Annotated in this window: 14 protein-coding genes and 1 pseudogene; 12 read left to right on the top strand and 3 right to left on the bottom strand. The window is 62.9% G+C overall.

The window, feature by feature from the left end; translation table 11 throughout:
- Nucleotides 1-16 precede the first annotated feature (16 nt).
- The 5 genes from NKJ28_RS30740 (at nucleotide 17) to NKJ28_RS30720 (ending at nucleotide 7022) form a co-directional block, all read left to right on the top strand.
- Nucleotides 17-1927 (top strand): AAA family ATPase, encoded by a 1911-nt coding sequence (locus NKJ28_RS30740; protein WP_352638286.1) that lies wholly within the window; start codon nucleotides 17-19, stop codon nucleotides 1925-1927.
- A gap of 137 nt (nucleotides 1928-2064) precedes the next feature.
- Nucleotides 2065-2481 carry an endonuclease domain-containing protein gene (locus NKJ28_RS30735; RefSeq protein WP_352568022.1) on the top strand — a complete coding sequence of 139 codons (417 nt, stop codon included), beginning with the start codon at nucleotides 2065-2067 and terminating at the stop codon, nucleotides 2479-2481.
- A gap of 109 nt (nucleotides 2482-2590) precedes the next feature.
- On the top strand, nucleotides 2591-3895 hold the full coding sequence (locus NKJ28_RS30730; RefSeq protein WP_352575756.1) for a DUF6638 family protein: 1305 nt from the start codon (nucleotides 2591-2593) through the stop codon (nucleotides 3893-3895).
- A 15-nt stretch (nucleotides 3896-3910) separates the two neighbouring features.
- Nucleotides 3911-5035 (top strand): DUF2333 family protein, encoded by a 1125-nt coding sequence (locus NKJ28_RS30725; protein ID WP_023679513.1) that lies wholly within the window; start codon nucleotides 3911-3913, stop codon nucleotides 5033-5035.
- Between the two features lie 307 nt (nucleotides 5036-5342).
- Nucleotides 5343-7022, top strand: coding sequence for a formate--tetrahydrofolate ligase (locus tag NKJ28_RS30720; protein ID WP_352456446.1), 1680 nt, complete (start codon nucleotides 5343-5345; stop codon nucleotides 7020-7022).
- 72 nt (nucleotides 7023-7094) lie between these two features.
- Here the strand turns inward: NKJ28_RS30720 and NKJ28_RS30715 are convergent, their stop codons facing one another.
- Nucleotides 7095-7742, bottom strand: a complete 648-nt coding sequence (locus NKJ28_RS30715) for a cysteine hydrolase family protein (RefSeq protein WP_023679515.1) — start codon at nucleotides 7740-7742, stop codon at nucleotides 7095-7097.
- 128 nt (nucleotides 7743-7870) lie between these two features.
- Here NKJ28_RS30715 and NKJ28_RS30710 point away from each other — a divergent pair, with 128 nt between their 5' ends.
- The 3 genes from NKJ28_RS30710 (at nucleotide 7871) to NKJ28_RS30700 (ending at nucleotide 10033) form a co-directional block, all read left to right on the top strand.
- A complete protein-coding gene (locus NKJ28_RS30710) occupies nucleotides 7871-8860 on the top strand; it encodes a helix-turn-helix domain-containing protein (protein WP_352638284.1) in 990 nt (329 codons plus the stop codon).
- A gap of 187 nt (nucleotides 8861-9047) precedes the next feature.
- Nucleotides 9048-9527 carry a type II RES/Xre toxin-antitoxin system antitoxin gene (gene parS, locus NKJ28_RS30705; protein WP_352638288.1) on the top strand — a complete coding sequence of 160 codons (480 nt, stop codon included), beginning with the start codon at nucleotides 9048-9050 and terminating at the stop codon, nucleotides 9525-9527.
- Nucleotides 9524-10033: an RES family NAD+ phosphorylase gene (locus NKJ28_RS30700; protein WP_352638283.1), complete on the top strand. Its 510-nt coding sequence runs from the start codon at nucleotides 9524-9526 to the stop codon at nucleotides 10031-10033. Before parS ends, NKJ28_RS30700 begins: the two co-directional genes overlap by 4 nt.
- Nucleotides 10034-10091: 58 nt before the next feature.
- Here the strand turns inward: NKJ28_RS30700 and NKJ28_RS30695 are convergent, their stop codons facing one another.
- Nucleotides 10092-10649: a sugar O-acetyltransferase gene (locus NKJ28_RS30695; RefSeq protein ID WP_352638281.1), complete on the bottom strand. Its 558-nt coding sequence runs from the start codon at nucleotides 10647-10649 to the stop codon at nucleotides 10092-10094.
- Nucleotides 10650-10796: 147 nt separating this feature from the next.
- Between NKJ28_RS30695 and NKJ28_RS30690 the strand changes: the two genes are divergently transcribed.
- From NKJ28_RS30690 to NKJ28_RS30680, 3 genes and pseudogenes are all read left to right on the top strand, one after another.
- Nucleotides 10797-11258: a DUF4126 domain-containing protein gene (locus NKJ28_RS30690; protein ID WP_352456441.1), complete on the top strand. Its 462-nt coding sequence runs from the start codon at nucleotides 10797-10799 to the stop codon at nucleotides 11256-11258.
- The gene (locus NKJ28_RS30685) at nucleotides 11255-12631 is read left to right on the top strand and encodes an FAD-containing oxidoreductase (protein WP_352638279.1); all 1377 of its coding nucleotides are present in this window, start codon (nucleotides 11255-11257) and stop codon (nucleotides 12629-12631) included. Before NKJ28_RS30690 ends, NKJ28_RS30685 begins: the two co-directional genes overlap by 4 nt.
- A 101-nt stretch (nucleotides 12632-12732) precedes the next feature.
- A pseudogene (locus NKJ28_RS30680) lies at nucleotides 12733-13781 on the top strand (M14 family metallopeptidase).
- Nucleotides 13782-13795: 14 nt separating this feature from the next.
- Here the strand turns inward: NKJ28_RS30680 and NKJ28_RS30675 are convergent.
- Nucleotides 13796-14566, bottom strand: a complete 771-nt coding sequence (locus NKJ28_RS30675) for an isocitrate lyase/PEP mutase family protein (protein ID WP_352456438.1) — start codon at nucleotides 14564-14566, stop codon at nucleotides 13796-13798.
- 320 nt (nucleotides 14567-14886) lie between these two features.
- Here NKJ28_RS30675 and NKJ28_RS30670 point away from each other — a divergent pair, with 320 nt between their 5' ends.
- Entirely contained in the window at nucleotides 14887-17076 is a 2190-nt protein-coding gene (locus tag NKJ28_RS30670; RefSeq protein ID WP_352638277.1) for an anthranilate synthase, read from the top strand.
- Nucleotides 17077-17105 lie beyond the last annotated feature (29 nt).

The raw sequence follows: 17105 nt of genomic DNA, 5'->3' as shown, positions 1-17105 counted from the left end.
TCGCGGAGCATCCTCCATGGACACCGGCCTGACCACCATCCCGGAAGCGGCAATTGAAAAGCACCGTGCCACTGCGCAAAGTTTCATCACTCGCATCGTCGTGCTGGAGGACCCATCGCGCGAGTCCGGCACCGCGCTTGCCGGCACCAACCGCCGCTTCGTCTCTACCGTCTCGGTCGGCTCGGTGCGCCGCACGCGCGAGGTCGAGCTCTCCAAAACCGTCGCCGCCGTCCATTCCGACGACCAGTTGCTGACTATCCCGCAGCACACGCTGTTGTTTCGCGCCCGGCGCGGCACAGCGATAGCGCTGGCCATATCGGATGTCTTCGCCGAGGGCTCGGACCTCGAAAGTCTGCAGGCGAAAAACGCCCGCGCGCCGCTCGAAGGCGATGAAGCTGCCACCTTCAAGAAGCTGCTGTCGGCCTCTGCCTACATCTCCGCCTTCAGCCTTGCCTCCTATTTGTTCCAGCTGATCGACAGCGACGGCGAGGCGCCGAACGACACGCCCGAGCCGGACTTTCTGTTCGACACGCCACAGGATGCGGTGAAGTCGATCGTGGCCGGGCTCGACAGGGCGATAGCGGGTTCGAAGGACGATGCCGACCTGATGACCCGCGCCCGCGCCTTTGCCCGCGTCGCCATCGACGGGCTGTTGGCGCGAAAGGGCCGCTTCGACGGCATCGGTCCGTTCGAGAACGCGCATATCCGCATCGACGTCGACGATTTTACCCTTGACGGCTTCGACGTCGCGCCGGGTAAGCGGGCAAAGCCGCTGGTGATGACCTTCAAAAAACCGGAAGAGGTCGTCGGCAACCACATCGCCAAATACCAGTCGGTCAAGCTTGCCAAGATGCTGATGGCCTATGACTTCGAGCGCGAGCTGAACCCGTTCGTCGAGCTCGGCGGCTTCCTGTTCACTTTTATCGGCGATGGCGCGCCCGGCACCGGCAAGACAACCTTGATCCAGATGATCGCCGGTCTTCTCAATGGTTATTGCCAGGTCGCCGGTTATCCCTTCGCCTACGAGAATTTCGGCGTCGACCAGATCTCCTCCTACCAGGGCAAGTCCGGCCAGAACTGCCGCCAGTTCATCAACAATGTGCTGAACCCGCGCGTCATCGGCTTCGGCACCATCGACGATATCGACCAGGTGGCGGCACGCCGGTCCGACGACCGCGCCTCGGCCGGCCAGCAGGAAATCACCGGCGTCCTGATGGACGCCTTTGGAGGTGCGGCGACCGTGGTGCGCGGCAACTGCTCGTTCGGCATGTTCTCCAACTATCCCGAAAACGTCGACGACGCGCTACGCCAGCGCGCCGGCGCGCGCTGGCTGGTCGACGGCCCGCAGAGCCGCGACGACTACATCGACATCTTCGTTCTGCTCGCCGGCAAGAACCACAAGATCCCGCTCGGCGACCACAAGCTCTATGTGGCGCAAGAGATCCAGCGCGCGGTGATCGAAGCTTACGAGGAGCATGAGAAGCCACAGGAAGACGGGTTGATGAAGGTCTATGAGCGCTACATGAAGGAGAATGGCGCGCCAAAGACGATGGCCGACATCGGCACTTATCTGCATATGATCAAGGATGCCGAGCCGCGCTTTACCGGTCGCGCCATCAAGAACGTCACCGATGCCATCAAGATGCGCGCCATGGACATCGAATTGCCGGACGAGTGGTTCGAAAAGCCGGAAGCCTTCATGCACAAGGGTTACGACGACAAGAAAGCGATGATCGAGGAGCTGCGCGGGCCATTCTCGATGGACATGGTCATGCAGGAGATCAACCGCTACGCGGATTCCGAGTTCCGCTATTCCGACAAGTCCGATGATGCGGCGGTGACCAAGATGATCCGCGACACCCGTCTGCGGGAGCGTGCCGTGCGCGAGATCGAGGAGTTGAAGAAAAAGGGGCTGTGGAATGCGTGAGGTTTCTTCTCGCCGGATACCACTGCCCCTGGTGCGCTGCATAAGCTCCCACAGCAACGCTGAAAGACGTGGCTCAAAAGCTGACGCCCCCCTCTCCCCGTTCTTCACGGGGAGAGGGTAAGGGTGAGGGGCAGCGCATGCGTGGACCAGAAATAGACATAACCAAGCGCGCAAGGCGCCTGCGTCAATCCGACAACGATGCAGAAACCGCGCTCTGGATGGAGTTGCGCGACCGCAGACTGAACGGCCATAAATTCGTACGGCAGTTGCCGATAGGCTCTTACTTCGCCGATTTCGCCTGCAGAGACTGCCAGCTGGTCGTCGAAGTCGATGGCAGTCAGCATGTCGGCAGCCAATATGATCGAATCCGGGATCGCTTCATCGTCTCGAATGGCTGGTCCATGCTGCGCTTTTGGAACGTCGACGTATTGAAGGACCGGGAAGCAGTCCTTGAGACAATATTGGCTGCGATCGAAGGACGCCTCGAACGCCATATCGAAACGCATGATCTTCGATTTGTCGCCGCCAAAGGGTATGGAGAGACATGTCCTTGACCGTTCGCGCCGCCCCTCACCCTTACCCTCTCCCCGTGAAAAACGGGGAGAGGGGGGCGTCACCGCTGGAGCTCGATCCTCCAGCGCAAGATCCATTGGTATCGCGCACATGAGCCCCGCCAAGAAACCCGATCTGTTGCGCGACAACGAGCTGATCTACGGCCGGCTGCTGACGATCGACGAGCCGCACCTGATCCAGCGCTACAACAAGGCGATGGTCGCGTTCGGCTTGAAGCCGACCAAGTTGAAAAGCTTCGAGATCGATCGCACTGGCTTCTCGCCGCAGGTCGCCGAGGAATGCGGCGACTACAGCTACCTCGATCCGAACGAGGTCAACCGTCGCTTCATCATCCTGACGCCGTCGCAGATCGACCTGCCGGTGGTGCACACGGCGTTCTCCAACACTTCGCTGCTGATGTACGAGTTCATGTCCAAGAACCAGCGCGCCATCGATGCGCTGACGATCAAGGACGTCATCTACGGCGAGATCGAGGATTCGGTCCCCAAGGTCGACGACATCGAGGACCTGCTGTCGATCAATCAGGTCGAATTCAAGGTGCTGTCGGCCGAGGATGTGCTCGGCAAGGCCGCTGAACTCGGCAAGCTGGTCGACCGGCTGAAGCAGGAACCGGATGCCTGGCGCGACAACGCCATGCTTGCCCACATGGTCGAGCTGGCGAAGATCTGCGGCGACATCCGCGAGAATGCGCTGGTGCCGGACCAGGTGATCTTCCGCCACAATGCCTATTGGACCAGCCATTTCGGCGGACTTTATGTGTTCGTCGATCCCGACGTGACGACGGTGATCAGCGACCCGGCAGCGCCGGGCTTCCGCCGCTCGCGGCCATGGCAGGTGAGCTACCTTTCGATCCACGACGCCGACAAGGTATTCAAGTTCCTCGCCTCGACCGGCCGCCTCGAGTTGCCGCGCGCCTCATGGATCGAAACCTCCGGTTATCTCGAGCATCGCGCCGAAATGGTGGTGCGCGCGCTGATCCGCGACGCCGATCCCGACCGCAATCTGACCGACGTCGACAAGGTCTGGCTGCAGACCTGGATCCACGGCCATACCGATCTGATCACCAGGGACGGCAATTTTCCCTTCCTCAACGCCGCCAAGCGCGAGATCGCCCAGCTCGGCCATCTCAAGATCGAGGACGTGTTCCCGCAGCAGCGCTTCCTGGTCATCCGCGCCAAGCCGGACCATCCCGACGCCTGGCTGACCAACCAGCTGATCTCGGACTTCGTGCCGCAGGACTTCGTTTCGCGTTACGTCTTCAACAAGCCGGGCTTCTACAGGGACTATGAAGGCTTCAGCGACGCCTGGCGATCGCATGTTGTGGACGTTCTGAAAACCACATATCTGAAGGACAAGGTGGCGTTTCGCACACGCCTCTACGGCTTGACTGACTGAGGGGGTGACATCGCCATGCTTGATCCGATCGTGAATTTCTTCACCCGGATTTTCCAGTGGATTGGCCGCGGCATCGGCCTGCTCATCGGCGCGATCCTGTGGCCGTTCCTGTGGGCGGGGCGCTGGTACACGCAACGCGGCTGGATCCTGAAGGCGGTGCTCGGCCTGGCTGTGCTCGTGCTGATCGGTCTCTATGTCAACTTCTTCTACGCCACCCAGTGGTGGAACAATTTCGACCCGAATTACGTCGACAAATACACGTTCGAAAAACGCAACAGCTCCGCCGGTGAACAGGTTTCCGCCGGCGCCGGCACCGACACGGCCAAGACCTGCGGAAATTCAGCCATTGCCCAGGTCGCTGCCGACCTGACCGACTTCAACGTCAACCAGAATGCCTGGGTGTCGTCGATGATCCTCTACAAGCTCGGCCTGTTCGGCATCGACTGGGACCACACGCCGTTCATGGACAACAAGGCGTCGTTCCAGCGCGGCATCAACCAGGCGGTGCGGCGCACGGCGACCGAGCTTGCCGACAATCTCGGCCGCGTCCGCACCACCTCGCAGATCGACGCCGACCTGCAGGACGCCCGCGGCAATCTGCAGTTCGATGAGGAAACCTGGTATTTCGGCTTGAACCCGTTCGGGCCCAAGACGCCGACGCCGAGCTACTATCGCGACGCGGTGCGCAAGCTGCGTTCCTTCAACGCCCGCCTCGCAGCCTGCCAGGCGACATTCGATGCCCGCGCCGACAATCTCAAGCAGTATATCGACCGCATTTCGTCCGATATCGGTTCCACCTCGGCGATCCTCAAGGAGCGTGCCGAAAACCACAATAATGGCTGGTTCGACACACGCGCCGACGACCGCTTCTGGTTCGCCTATGGCCAGCTCTATGCCTATTACGGGCTGATGAAGGGCGCACAGGCCGACTTCGAGGACGTCATCAAGGAAAAGCACCTGCAGAACCTGTGGGATACGATGGACGCGCAATTCGTCTCGGCGCTGCGCATCCAGCCCTTCATCATCGCCAATGGCCGCGAGGACGGCTGGCTGTTGCCGACACATCTGACGACGATGGGGTTTTACATACTCAGGGTGCGCTCGAACATGGTCGAGATCAGCAACGTGCTGACGCAGTAGCGGATCGTCCCGCACAGCCGGCGCTGGTGAATTTGCGCCGTTGCTTCTGTCGCTTTTCGCGTATTACGCGGCTGTTTTGAGACGGCGGAACCGCGCCTGCTCTGGCTTCTATACGGCGCGGCAACCGGCGCGAAAAGAACCTGTAGCAGGGCAGCCGGCCGCAGAGGCATTTTCTTCGTAGGAAACATAGTTGCATGAAAGTTGACGCCGCGGCAGCGACAGGGGTAGAACATGCCCGCGCCTGCAATGCCGGGCTATTCTTGCGACCACACTAGTCAAATCCGTCCAATTCAGAGGGAAGTCGTCCATGGCCGAAGTGAAGTCCGACATCGAGATCGCGCGCGGCGCCAGGAAGAAGCAGATCCAGGAGATCGGCCAGAAGATCGGCATTCCGAGCGAACATCTTCTGCCCTACGGCCACGACAAGGCGAAGATCTCGGCCGAGTTCATCAAGTCGGTGAAGGGCAACAAGGATGGCAAGCTGATCCTCGTCACCGCCATCAACCCGACACCGGCCGGCGAAGGCAAGACGACGACGACGGTGGGCTTGGGCGATGGCCTCAACCGCCTCGGCAAGAAGGCCATCGTCTGCATCCGTGAGGCTTCGCTCGGACCGAATTTCGGCGTCAAGGGCGGTGCCGCCGGCGGTGGCTACGCGCAGGTCGTGCCGATGGAGGACATGAACCTCCACTTCACCGGCGATTTCCACGCCATCACCACCGCCCATAATCTGCTGTCGGCGCTGATCGACAACCACATCTATTGGGGCAACGAGCTCGGCATCGACACCCGCCGTGTCGTCTGGCGCCGCGTCATGGACATGAACGACCGGTCGCTGCGCGAGATCATCTGTTCGCTCGGCGGCGTCGCCAACGGTTTCCCGCGCGAGGCCGGTTTCGACATCACAGTCGCCTCGGAAGTCATGGCCATCCTGTGCCTATCGACCGACCTGAAGGACCTGGAAAAGCGCCTCGGCGACATCATCGTCGCCTATCGTCGCGACAAGTCGGCCGTCTATGCCCGCGACCTCAAGGCCGACGGTGCGATGGCCGTACTCTTGAAGGACGCCATGCAGCCCAATCTCGTGCAGACGCTGGAGAACAACCCGGCTTTCGTCCATGGCGGCCCCTTCGCCAACATCGCGCATGGCTGCAACTCCGTCGTTGCCACGACGACGGCGCTGAAGCTTGCCGACTACGTCGTCACCGAAGCCGGTTTCGGCGCCGATCTCGGTGCCGAAAAGTTCTTCGACATCAAATGCCGCAAGGCCGGCCTGAGGCCGGCGGCGGCGGTCATCGTCGCCACGGTTCGCGCCATGAAGATGAACGGCGGCGTCAAGAAGGAGGACCTCGGCAAGGAGAACGTCGAGGCGGTCAAGAAGGGCTGCGCCAATCTCGGCCGCCACATCGAGAACATCCGCCAGTTCGGTGTGCCGGCAGTGGTCGCCATCAACCATTTCTACTCCGATACCGAGGCCGAGGTCCAGGCGATGAAGGACTACGTCGCCTCGATGGGCGAAGAGGCGATCCTGTGCAAGCACTGGGCTCAGGGATCGGCCGGCATCGAGGAACTGGCCAAAAGAGTCGTGGCGTTGGCCGAATCCGGCGCGTCGCAATTCGCCCCGCTCTATCCGGACGCCATGCCGCTGTTCGAGAAGATCAACACCATCGTCCAGCGCATCTATCGCGGTTCCGAAGCGATCGCCGACAAATCGGTGCGCGACCAACTCCACGCCTGGGAGCACGCCGGCTACGGTCATTTGCCGGTCTGCATGGCCAAGACGCAATATTCCTTCTCTACCGATCCGAATCTGCGCGGCGCGCCGACCGGCCACACCGTACCGGTGCGCGAGGTCAGGCTGTCTGCCGGCGCCGGCTTCGTCGTCATCATCTGCGGCGAGGTGATGACCATGCCCGGCCTGCCCAAAGCGCCATCCTCGGAAAAGATTTTCCTGAACGAAATGGGCCAGATCGAAGGCCTGTTTTAGGGACAATCAACGCTTGAACGGCAAAGGGCGCCGCAACGCTGCGGCGCCCTTCTGCATGTTCGCAACAGTCTCCTACGCCGCGCTTCGCGCCAGCGCGCGCTGGTTGGAGGCATAGGGTGTGTCGTGCTGGGGTACCACGCCGGTCTTCAGGCAATCGATCCACTCGGCGGTTTTGAGAACGGCCGCGAAGCGCGACTGCAATACGATCGTCACCACGCGATGGATTTCCTCCCCCGAAGCGTAGCCGGCGCTGTTGGCGTACGGCAACGACCCCGTTGCGTCCGACAGGAACTCGACCTCAAAACCCATATGCACGGCGTGGATGACCGTCGACAGGTCGCAATTATGCGTCATGTAGCCGATGACTGTGATCGTATCGATAGAGTTGGCGCGCAGCCACTCCTCGAGGTCCGTGCCGGTGAAGGCGCTGGGCAAGTTCTTTTCGATGTAGTGGTCGCGGTTTCGCCTGGCGATTTCCGGGTGCAACTCGGCGCCATGGCTGCCCTTGGCGAACACCGGTGAGGTTTCCGGCGCCAACTGTTTGATGACCACCACCTTGACGCCTGCCTCGGTGGCCGCATCCATCGCTCGCGCCACATTGACGACGCTGTCGCGGAAGGGCGGATGCTGGATGGCGAGGTTGCCGCCGTCATAGTCGTTTTGAACATCGATGACGATGAGGGCGCGGCGTGGAGCTTTGCCTTTGGCTGGTTGCGACATGGGGTTTTCCTTTCCCGTTGGACATTGATGGGTGGACGATAAGCTCGGCACCGGATTGCAAAAAGTGTCCCGATTGACATTATTCGAAAGAATTGGGACAATCGGCCTCACCCGTTGCTGGAGCTCCCATGACCGATCCTGCCGTTGCCGCCATCGCCTTCGATGGCATCAGCCCGTTTCATCTCTCCGTGCCGTGTCTCGTGTTCGGAGCGGATCGCACGGAGCTCGGCCTGCCGCGCTTCGACTTCCGGGTCTGCGCGATTGAGGACGGGCCGATCCGCACCGATGCCGGGCTGACCATCAGCGTCCCGCACGGGCTTTCCGCGCTCGATGACGCCGACATCGTCATCGTGCCAAGCTGGAAGGATCTCGGGAGCTCGCCTCCAGCCGCATTGATCGACGCGTTGCTTGGCGCGCACGAGCGCGGCGCGCTGATCGTCGGACTGTGCTTGGGAACGTTCGCTGTTGCGGCGACCGGACTGCTTTCGGGGCGGCGAGCGGCGACGCACTGGGCCTACGCGGATCAGCTGCAGGAACTCTATCCCGACATTCTCGTCGAACCGGAAGTGCTCTACATCGACAATGGCGATGTCGTGACATCCGCCGGCGTCGCCGCCGGGCTCGACTGCTGCCTGCACGTCGTACGGGCTCGTTACGGCGCGGAGGCGGCGCTTCGCCTTGCCCGGCAGATCGTGCTTTCTCCGCATAGGCAGGGCGGGCAGGCTCAATTCATCGAACGTCCCATCGCCAGGACCGGCAATGCGGACCGCTTCACCCAGGCTCTCGAAGCGGTGCGCAAAACCCTGGGTGAGCCGCACAGTCTGGACAGCGTTGCCGGTCACGCCGGCCTCACCCGCCGGACGTTCACGCGCCGTTTCCAGAAAACGATCGGCACCAGTTTCGGTGACTGGCTGACCGACCAGCGCATCCAGCTGGCGCAACGGCTGCTGGAAGCAACGGAAAAATCGATGGACACGGTTGCCTTCGAGGCCGGCTTCGGCAGCGCCACCTCGCTGCGCCAGCATTTCGCAGCGCGCCTCAGAACCTCGCCGGCGCAGTACCGGCGCGAATTCTCGAAGAGTGCTCAGGAGGAGCGCGTGGCGCACATGCCGAGGTGAAATTCGGCTCGCGCTCGATTCCAGGGCAATCGCTTCAGTGCCGACGTTGGACTGCCAGCTGGCCCGAGTAGGCTATCTTTTCTCTCGAAGCGATTGCCCTGCTCTCGATCCTGTCGTGCTTGAAAGACTCTGCGTCATCTGTCATATATTAAAGCGACAGATGACGCGAAGAGGGCTCGCCGCGGCGATGGCATTGGAAAAGGCTGCGCCAGCAGCAAAAAACAATGAACTTCAGAAGGTGGCGAAATTGCTGGGCGGCAGCCGCATTCTGGCAAGGCGCCTCAGCAGCGCTTTGGATGCCCACGAGTTGCTTCTGCACGGCCTGCCGGCTTCAGCGCTGGACCATCTTATCGGGCAACTCGTCTTCATCCAGAAGACCGATTCGCTGGAGAAGGCCGTCGGCATGAGCCTGCGCACCTACCAGCGCCGCAAGGATGCTCCGTCCAAGCCTCTCAGTCAGGACCAGAGCGGACGCACCTGGAAGTTCGCGGAGATCCTGTCGAAAGCGACCGACGTGTTCGGTTCGCAGGCGGAGGCAGAGCAATGGCTGGAGCGCCCGGCGATTGGGCTCGACCAGCGTCGTCCAATCGACCTTCTGGCGACGCCGGCGGGGATCGAGCTTGTAGAAGACTATCTGGAACGGCTTGAATATGGCGTTTATGCATGACGCCGCTGCCGGCGGCGCTTGGTGGCTCCGACCTCATCGGATGGCGCCTCGATCAAGCCGCGTTTGCGCCTACATGGGATAGTGGCGAGGGCGCATACAGGGTGGGCGGACGCTGGAACAGCAAGGGCGTGCGCGCCGTCTACTGCTCGATCGATCCGTCGACTGCGATCCTCGAGGTTGCGGTTCATAAGGGCTTCAGGGCGCTCGACACGATAGCGCATGTCATGACGGCAGCGATCGTCAGCGATGTCGCGGATGTGCATATCGTCGACCCCGCCGCCGTGCCCAACCCCAACTGGTTGCGCCCGGGCATTCCGAGCTCCGGGCAACAGGCGTTTGGCGACGATCTTCTGCAACGGCACCGGTTCGTGGTGATTCCTAGCGCGGTATCGCAGCGTAGCTGGAACCTGATCTTCGACGCGAGCCTCGCCAGAGGGGCATACGCCATGAAGATCCAGGAGGCGTTTGCGCTCGACACACGGTTGCATCCACCTCCGGCCAAGTGACATAGCCGCCCCCATGTCCATCAGAACGAGGACGTGACCGGCAACAGAAGCACGGTGCTCAGTTGTTGCTGATTACCCGTGCCGGATTGCCGACCACCGTGGTGTTCGCCGCCACGTCGCGCGTCACCACAGCACCGGCGCCGACGATGGCGCCATCGCCGATCCTGACCCCGCCGAGGATGATGGCACTGCCGCCGATCCAGGCATTGTCGCCGATCTCGACCGGCCTGGCGATCTCCAGCCCTGCCTGCCGCCCCGCAGCCTCCTTGTGGTGCTCGGCGCAATAGATCTGCACATTGGGGCCGACCAGCGTTCCCTTGCCGATGCGCACTGAAGCCGTATCGAGAATGGTGCAGCCGGCATTGAGAAAAACGCGGTCGCCGAGAAAGATGTTGAAGCCATAAGCGCAGTGGAACTGCGCCTCGATCCGGGTGCCCTCGCCCGCCGCGCCGAGCAGCGTCCGCAATCCAGGCCCGATATCGCGACGCTGCCGGGGCGGCAGGCTGTTGTGCTCGAACACCGCGTCTCGCGCCGTGATGCGCAACGCCTCCAGTTCCGGATCGAGGCAGCAATACCACTCGCCCGCCGCCATTTTCATGCGTTCGCTTCCGGCCATGGCTGCAACTCCAGTTTCAACTTTGCCAAAGTACAAGTGGTGAAAATACGGAAGCGCCGGCGGCGACACCACCTCTGGTCAAATACCGGACCTATGGTAGCTTGCTCTCTCGGACCTGTCCCAAGCCGGCCATCGAGGGGATCAATCATGCTGTACATTTTTGCACTCCTGATTGGCATCGTTGCCGGGCTTCGCGCCATGACCGCGCCCGCCGCCGTCGCCTGGGGCGCCTGGCTTGGCTGGTTGCCGGTCGCGGACACCTGGGCGAGCTTCATGGGCCACTGGATCGCCGTCGGCATCTTCACCATCCTGGCCATCGCCGAACTGGTCACCGACCAGCTGCCCTCGGCGCCGAGCCGCAAGGTGCCGCAGCAATTCGGCACGCGTATCGTCTTGGGCGCTTTCACCGGCGCGGTGATCGGAGCGACCGGCGGCGCCACCATCGGCGGCCTGATCGCCGGCGCCGTTGGCGCGGTGATCGGCACGCTGGGCGGCGCCGAGGCGCGTAAACGCCTGGCCGCCGCCTTCGGCAAGGACCCGCCCGCCGCCTTCATCGAGGACGCGGTGGCGATCGTCGGCGGGCTTCTGATCGTGGCGGCGGTGGCATGACGGCAAAGACATTCGACGCCATTATCGTCGGTGCCGGGCAGGCCGGCCCACCGCTCGCCGGCAGGCTGAATGCGGCCGGCATGAGCGTGGCGCTGATCGAGCGAAAGCTGGTCGGCGGCACTTGCGTCAACACCGGCTGCACGCCGACCAAAACGATGGTGGCAAGCGCCTATGCCACGCATCTCGCCCGCTCCGCCGCGGATTACGGGGTAACGCTATCCGGTCCCGTCGGCGTAAACTACAAGGCGATCAAGGCGCGCAAGGACAAGGTCTCCAACGACGCCCGCGGCAATCTCGAAGACTGGATTGCCGGCATGGACAAATGCACGCTCTATCGCGGCCATGCGCGCTTCGTAAGCGCCAACACGGTGCGCGTCGGCGACGATCTGCTGAGCGCCGAAAAGATATTCCTCAACACCGGCGGGCGCGCCTCGGTGCCCGACCTGCCCGGCATCGACGGCATTTCTTACCTGACCAATTCCTCGATGATGGATCTCGACGTGCTGCCGCGCCATCTCATTGTTGTCGGCGGCAGCTACGTCTCGCTCGAATTCGCGCAGATGTTCCGCCGCTTCGGTTCCGAAGTTACGGTCATCGAAAAAGGCCCGCGTCTGATCGGTCGCGAGGACGAGGATGTCTCGGACGCCATTTTGTCGATCCTCGAAAACGAAGCCATTGCCGTCCATCTCGGCGCCGACGACATCCGCTTCGCCAGGCGAGGCAACGAAATCGCCGTGACCTTCTCGCCAGGCAAGGCGGCTGCGGTCGGCTCGCATGTGCTGCTGGCGCTCGGCCGCACGCCAAACACCGACGATCTCGGCCTCGACAAAGCCGGCGTCGAGGTCGACAAACGCGGCTTCATCGTCGTCGACGACCAGTTGCGCACCAGCGTGCCCGGCATCTGGGCGATGGGCGACTGCAACGGCAAGGGCGCCTTCACCCACACCTCGTACAACGACTACGAGATCGTCGCCGCCAACCTGCTCGACAACGATCCGCGCAAGGTCAGCGACCGCATCGAGGCCTATGCGCTCTATATCGACCCACCACTCGGCCGCTGCGGCATGACCGAAGCCGCGGTAAGGAAATCCGGCCGACGCGTCTTGGTCGGCCAGCGGCCAATGACCCGCGTCAGCCGTGCAGTCGAAAAAGGTGAGACGCAAGGCTTCATGAAGATCCTGGTCGATGCCGACACCAGGGAGATCCTCGGCTGTTCGGTGCTCGGCCCGGGCGGCGACGAGGCGGTGCACTGCGTGCTCGACCTGATGTATGCCAAGGCGCCGGTCAGCACGCTGGCGCGCGCCGTGCACATCCACCCGAACGTCTCGGAGCTTCTGCCGACCATCGCCCAGGAACTCAAGCCGCTGGTGTGACGGCCGGGTAGAATCGTGCGCCCATGGCGGCGCCGGCTGGACCAATCGACAGCCCAGCGGCAAAAGGGCATGTGTTCCGCCTCTTCTCCCGGAGCCATCCCATGCAGAAGTCCATCGAACGCGTCGCCGGCGACAGCGAAGGCGTTTCCTACGAATTCCCCGTCTTCCGCTTCGCCGGAACGGACAAGACGGCGCCTTCCGCCTATCTGCAGGCGGCACTTCATGCCGGCGAATTGCCGGGCGTCGTCGCCATCGAACGCTGATGCCGATGCTCAGCAAGGCGGAAGCCGAAGGCCGCATCACCGGCAATATGACCATCGTTCCCTGGGCCAATCCGATCGGCCGCGCGCAATATCTCTACGGCGACCATCAGGGCCGCTTCCATCTGGGCACGCGCACCAATTTCAATCGCGGCTTTCCGCGGCTCGCCGCGCCCGACCTCACGCTGCTGCCGGCGCACGGCACGGTCGACCAGCGGCTGAAAACGCGGCTGCTGCAGCTCTCCATCGGCCACGACATCGTGCTCGACCTGCATTGCGACGATGAAGGCCTCACCTATCTCTACGTCCACACGAGCCTGTGGCCGGCCATGGCGGACTGTGCGGCGGCCATGGGCGTCGATGCGGTGATGCTGTGGCACGAAGATCCCGACGGCACCTTCGAGGGCGCCTCAATCATGCCGTATCAGAACGCTCCAGCCGACGTCGCGTGCCTCGACCGGCGCGTCGCCACCACGGTCGAATATCGCGGCATACTCGATGTCGACGGCGCCCTCGCCGGTGCCGATGCCGAAGGGCTCTACCGGCTGCTGGTGGCGCGCGACGTCATCCAGGATCAGGCGCTGCCCGCGCCTGGCAGCTTCGTTGGGCTCGTCGCGCCGCTCGAAAACATCGAGATGATGCCGGCGCCCCGCTCGGGCGCGATCCTTTACGACGTGAAACCGGGCGACCGGGTAGCCAAGGGTGCGCGCCTTGCCACCATCGTCCACGCGCCCGGCGAGCCCGACGGCCGCACGGAAGTGTTGGCGCCGCAGGCGGGCCTCATCCTGACGCGGCGTTCCCGCCGCATCATCCGCGCCGGCGAAGACCTCCTGAAGCTGGTCGGCGACGGGACGAGCGCCGATGCAAGGTCGGGAACGTTGGAGGACTGACGCACCCCGCCAGGCTACCCCGAAATCGCCTGTCGCGCCTTGGCCTCCAGCCATTCGGCCATCTGCCGGTACGGCACCGGACCATGGCTCACGCGGGCGACGCCGAGTTCGGCAAGCCTCTGGCGCGGCGGCACATGCGCCAGGGCAATGATGTTGACCGGCAATGCCGTTGCCTCGCAGAGCGCCTCGATCAGGCCTTCATCGGCAAGCCCCGGCGCAAAGAAGCCATGCGCTCCGGCCCTTTCGTAGGCGTGCGCCCGCTCGATCGCCTGATCGAGAAGAGCCTTGTCGTGCGCATTCGGTTTAGTCTTCAGGAAAATGTCGGTTCGGGTGTTAATGAAGGCCGGAATACCCGACGTCTTCACCGCCGCTGCAGCCGCTTCGATCCGCCTCACCTGTATGGCGATGTCGTGCAGCCCACTGCCGCCGACGATCTGATCCTCGAAATTAAAGCCGACGGCTCCTGCCTGCACGGCGAGCGTCACGCTGCGGGCGACAACCTCCGGAGCGACCCCGTAACCCCCCTCGAGGTCCATGGTTACCGGCACATCCACCGCCGCAACGATGCGTTTGATGTTTTCGAGCGCCAGTTCCAACGGGATTTTCTCGCCATCCGCGAATCCGAAAGCGGCCGCGACCGGCCAGCTTCCGGTGGCGATGGCCTTGGCCCCTGCTTTCTCGATGATCTTGGCGGAGCCTGGGTCCCAGGCATTGTAGAGGACAATCGGGTTTCCCTTGACATGGAGGGAATGGAACGTCCGTGCGCGGTCGAACTGCTGGGTCATTTGATGTTTTCCCGTCTTCCTGCTGTTTGATGCAGAGTCTAGGCAGGACGGCCGGTCTTGGCCATGTGCCATGGGTTGCGAAAGCGGCAGCCACCCCACAGACTTTCAAACCTGTTGCGCATACCGCTTTTCGCGGCTATGGATTTCGCCATGAATATGCGTTCGATCAAGACCATTTGGTGGTGGGCTCGCTGACAGCGGCCTGTTCGAACGCGTTCGCGTGACAATAGAGGGTGGCCGCAGCGGAATGTCCGGGCGGCCATTTGTTTTTTCAAGCCATTCCCGGGTCCGTTGCCCCAAAGACGCTGATGGAGACGGCAATGACGACGAAAATTCTGGAGAATGGCGCCGAGCGCTTCGTCACAGCAGGTGGCGTGGCGATTACCCGCCAGCGCCATGACCGGCCTTACGAGGGGGCGATCGACGGCTATGTCGATGGCCTGAATTCGCGCCGCGGCGCCGTGTTTTCCTCGAATTACGAATATCCCGGCCGCTATACGCGCTGGGACACCGCCATCATCGATCCGCCGGTGGTGATCTCGGCACGCGGCCGCGCCATGCGCATCGAGGCGCTGAACCGCCGCGGCGACGTGCTTTTGCCGGTGATCGGCACGGTGCTTGCCGGCCTTGACGATGTCACGATCGCCGAGACGTCCAACAAACTCATCCGCCTCGAGGTCGCCAAGCCCGATCGTATCTTTACCGAAGAGGAACGCAGCCGCGTTCCCTCCGTCTTCACCGTGCTGCGCGCCATCACGGCTTTGTTCAAGACCGAGGAAGACGCCAATCTCGGCCTCTATGGCGCCTTCGGCTACGACCTCGCCTTCCAGTTCGATCCGGTCGACTACAAGCTCGAGCGCAAGCCAAGCCAGCGCGATCTCGTGCTGTTCCTGCCCGACGAGATCCTCGTCGTCGACCACTATTCGACCAAGGCCTGGACCGACCGCTACGACTATTCCGGCGATGGCTTCTCGACCGAAGGCCTGCCGCGCGACGAAATCGTCGAGCCGTTCAGGACCGCCGACCGCATCCCGCCGCGCGGCGACCACGAGCCCGGCGAATATGCCAAGCTGGTGCGCAAGGCGATGAAGAGCTTCGAGCGCGGCGACCTGTTCGAAGTGGTGCCGGGGCAGATGTTCTACGAACGCTGCGAAACCCAGCCCTCCGAGATTTCCCGCAAGCTGAAGAGCATCAACCCTTCGCCCTATTCCTTCTTCATCAATCTCGGCGAGGGCGAATATCTGATCGGCGCCTCGCCGGAAATGTTCGTGCGCGTCAACGGCCGCCGCGTCGAGACCTGCCCGATCTCCGGTACCATCAAGCGCGGCGACGACGCCATCTCCGACAGCGAGCAGATCCTGAAGCTGCTCAATTCGAAGAAGGACGAATCCGAACTCACCATGTGCTCGGACGTCGACCGCAACGACAAGTCGAGGGTCTGCGAGCCGGGCTCGGTGCGCGTCATCGGCCGCCGCCAGATCGAAATGTACTCCCGCCTGATCCACACCGTCGACCACATCGAGGGGCGGCTGCGCGAAGGCATGGACGCCTTCGACGCCTTTCTGTCGCATGCCTGGGCGGTCACCGTCACCGGCGCGCCGAAATTATGGGCCATGCGCTTCATCGAGCAGAACGAGAAGAGCCCGCGCGCCTGGTATGGCGGGGCGATCGGCATGGTCAATTTCAACGGTGACATGAACACCGGCCTGACGCTTCGCACCATTCGCATCAAGGACGGCATCGCCGAGGTACGCGCCGGCGCCACGCTGCTCTTCGACAGCATTCCCGAGGAAGAAGAAGCCGAAACCGAACTGAAGGCATCCGCCATGCTCTCCGCCATCCGCGACGCCAAATCAGGCAATGCCGCCAGCACCGAACGCAGCACCGCGCGTGTCGGCGACGGCGTCAACATCCTGCTGGTCGACCACGAGGACAGTTTCGTCCATACGCTCGCCAACTATTTCCGCCAGACCGGCGCCAACGTCTCGACGGTGCGCACGCCGGTGCCGGACGAGATCTTCGACCGGCTGAAGCCAAACCTGGTCGTGCTCTCGCCCGGCCCCGGCACGCCGAAGGACTTCGACTGCGCCGCCACCATCAAGCGGGCCCGTGCGCGCGACCTGCCGATCTTCGGCGTCTGCCTCGGGCTGCAGGCGCTGGCCGAGGCCTATGGCGGCGAGCTGCGCCAACTGCACATCCCGATGCATGGCAAGCCGTCGCGCATCCGCGTGTCGAAGCCGGGCATCATCTTCTCCGGCCTGCCCAAGGAGGTGACGGTCGGCCGCTATCATTCGATCTTTGCAGATCCGGTGCGGCTGCCCGATGGTTTTGTCGTCACCGCCGAGACCGAGGACGGCATCATCATGGCCTTCGAGCACCGCAAGGAGCCGATCGCCGCAGTGCAGTTCCACCCGGAGTCGATCATGACGCTCGGCCACAATGCCGGCATGCGCATCATCGAGAACATTGTCGCGCACCTGCCGCGCAAGGCCAAGGAAAAGGCCGCTTAATTCGAGGGCTCAGCGTTGGGATCTTTTCC

The organism is Mesorhizobium sp. M0145, assembly GCF_040322355.1.
GTDB lineage: Bacteria > Pseudomonadota > Alphaproteobacteria > Rhizobiales > Rhizobiaceae > Mesorhizobium.
The sequence above is the reverse complement of the archived record's forward strand: the minus strand, read 5'-3'. Positions and strand labels throughout refer to the sequence as shown.

Bases quoted from the DNA above. Each gene is read 5' to 3' on its own strand.
- NKJ28_RS30740 (WP_352638286.1), top strand. From the start codon at position 17: ATGGACACCGGCCTGACCACCATCCCGGAAGCGGCAATTGAAAAGCAC.
- NKJ28_RS30735 (WP_352568022.1), top strand. From the start codon at position 2,065: ATGCGTGGACCAGAAATAGACATAACCAAGCGCGCAAGGCGCCTGCGT.
- NKJ28_RS30730 (WP_352575756.1), top strand. From the start codon at position 2,591: ATGAGCCCCGCCAAGAAACCCGATCTGTTGCGCGACAACGAGCTGATC.
- NKJ28_RS30725 (WP_023679513.1), top strand. From the start codon at position 3,911: ATGCTTGATCCGATCGTGAATTTCTTCACCCGGATTTTCCAGTGGATT.
- NKJ28_RS30720 (WP_352456446.1), top strand. From the start codon at position 5,343: ATGGCCGAAGTGAAGTCCGACATCGAGATCGCGCGCGGCGCCAGGAAG.
- NKJ28_RS30715 (WP_023679515.1), bottom strand. From the start codon at position 7,742: ATGTCGCAACCAGCCAAAGGCAAAGCTCCACGCCGCGCCCTCATCGTC.
- NKJ28_RS30710 (WP_352638284.1), top strand. From the start codon at position 7,871: ATGACCGATCCTGCCGTTGCCGCCATCGCCTTCGATGGCATCAGCCCG.
- parS (WP_352638288.1), top strand. From the start codon at position 9,048: ATGGCATTGGAAAAGGCTGCGCCAGCAGCAAAAAACAATGAACTTCAG.
- NKJ28_RS30700 (WP_352638283.1), top strand. From the start codon at position 9,524: ATGACGCCGCTGCCGGCGGCGCTTGGTGGCTCCGACCTCATCGGATGG.
- NKJ28_RS30695 (WP_352638281.1), bottom strand. From the start codon at position 10,649: ATGGCCGGAAGCGAACGCATGAAAATGGCGGCGGGCGAGTGGTATTGC.
- NKJ28_RS30690 (WP_352456441.1), top strand. From the start codon at position 10,797: ATGCTGTACATTTTTGCACTCCTGATTGGCATCGTTGCCGGGCTTCGC.
- NKJ28_RS30685 (WP_352638279.1), top strand. From the start codon at position 11,255: ATGACGGCAAAGACATTCGACGCCATTATCGTCGGTGCCGGGCAGGCC.
- NKJ28_RS30675 (WP_352456438.1), bottom strand. From the start codon at position 14,566: ATGACCCAGCAGTTCGACCGCGCACGGACGTTCCATTCCCTCCATGTC.
- NKJ28_RS30670 (WP_352638277.1), top strand. From the start codon at position 14,887: ATGACGACGAAAATTCTGGAGAATGGCGCCGAGCGCTTCGTCACAGCA.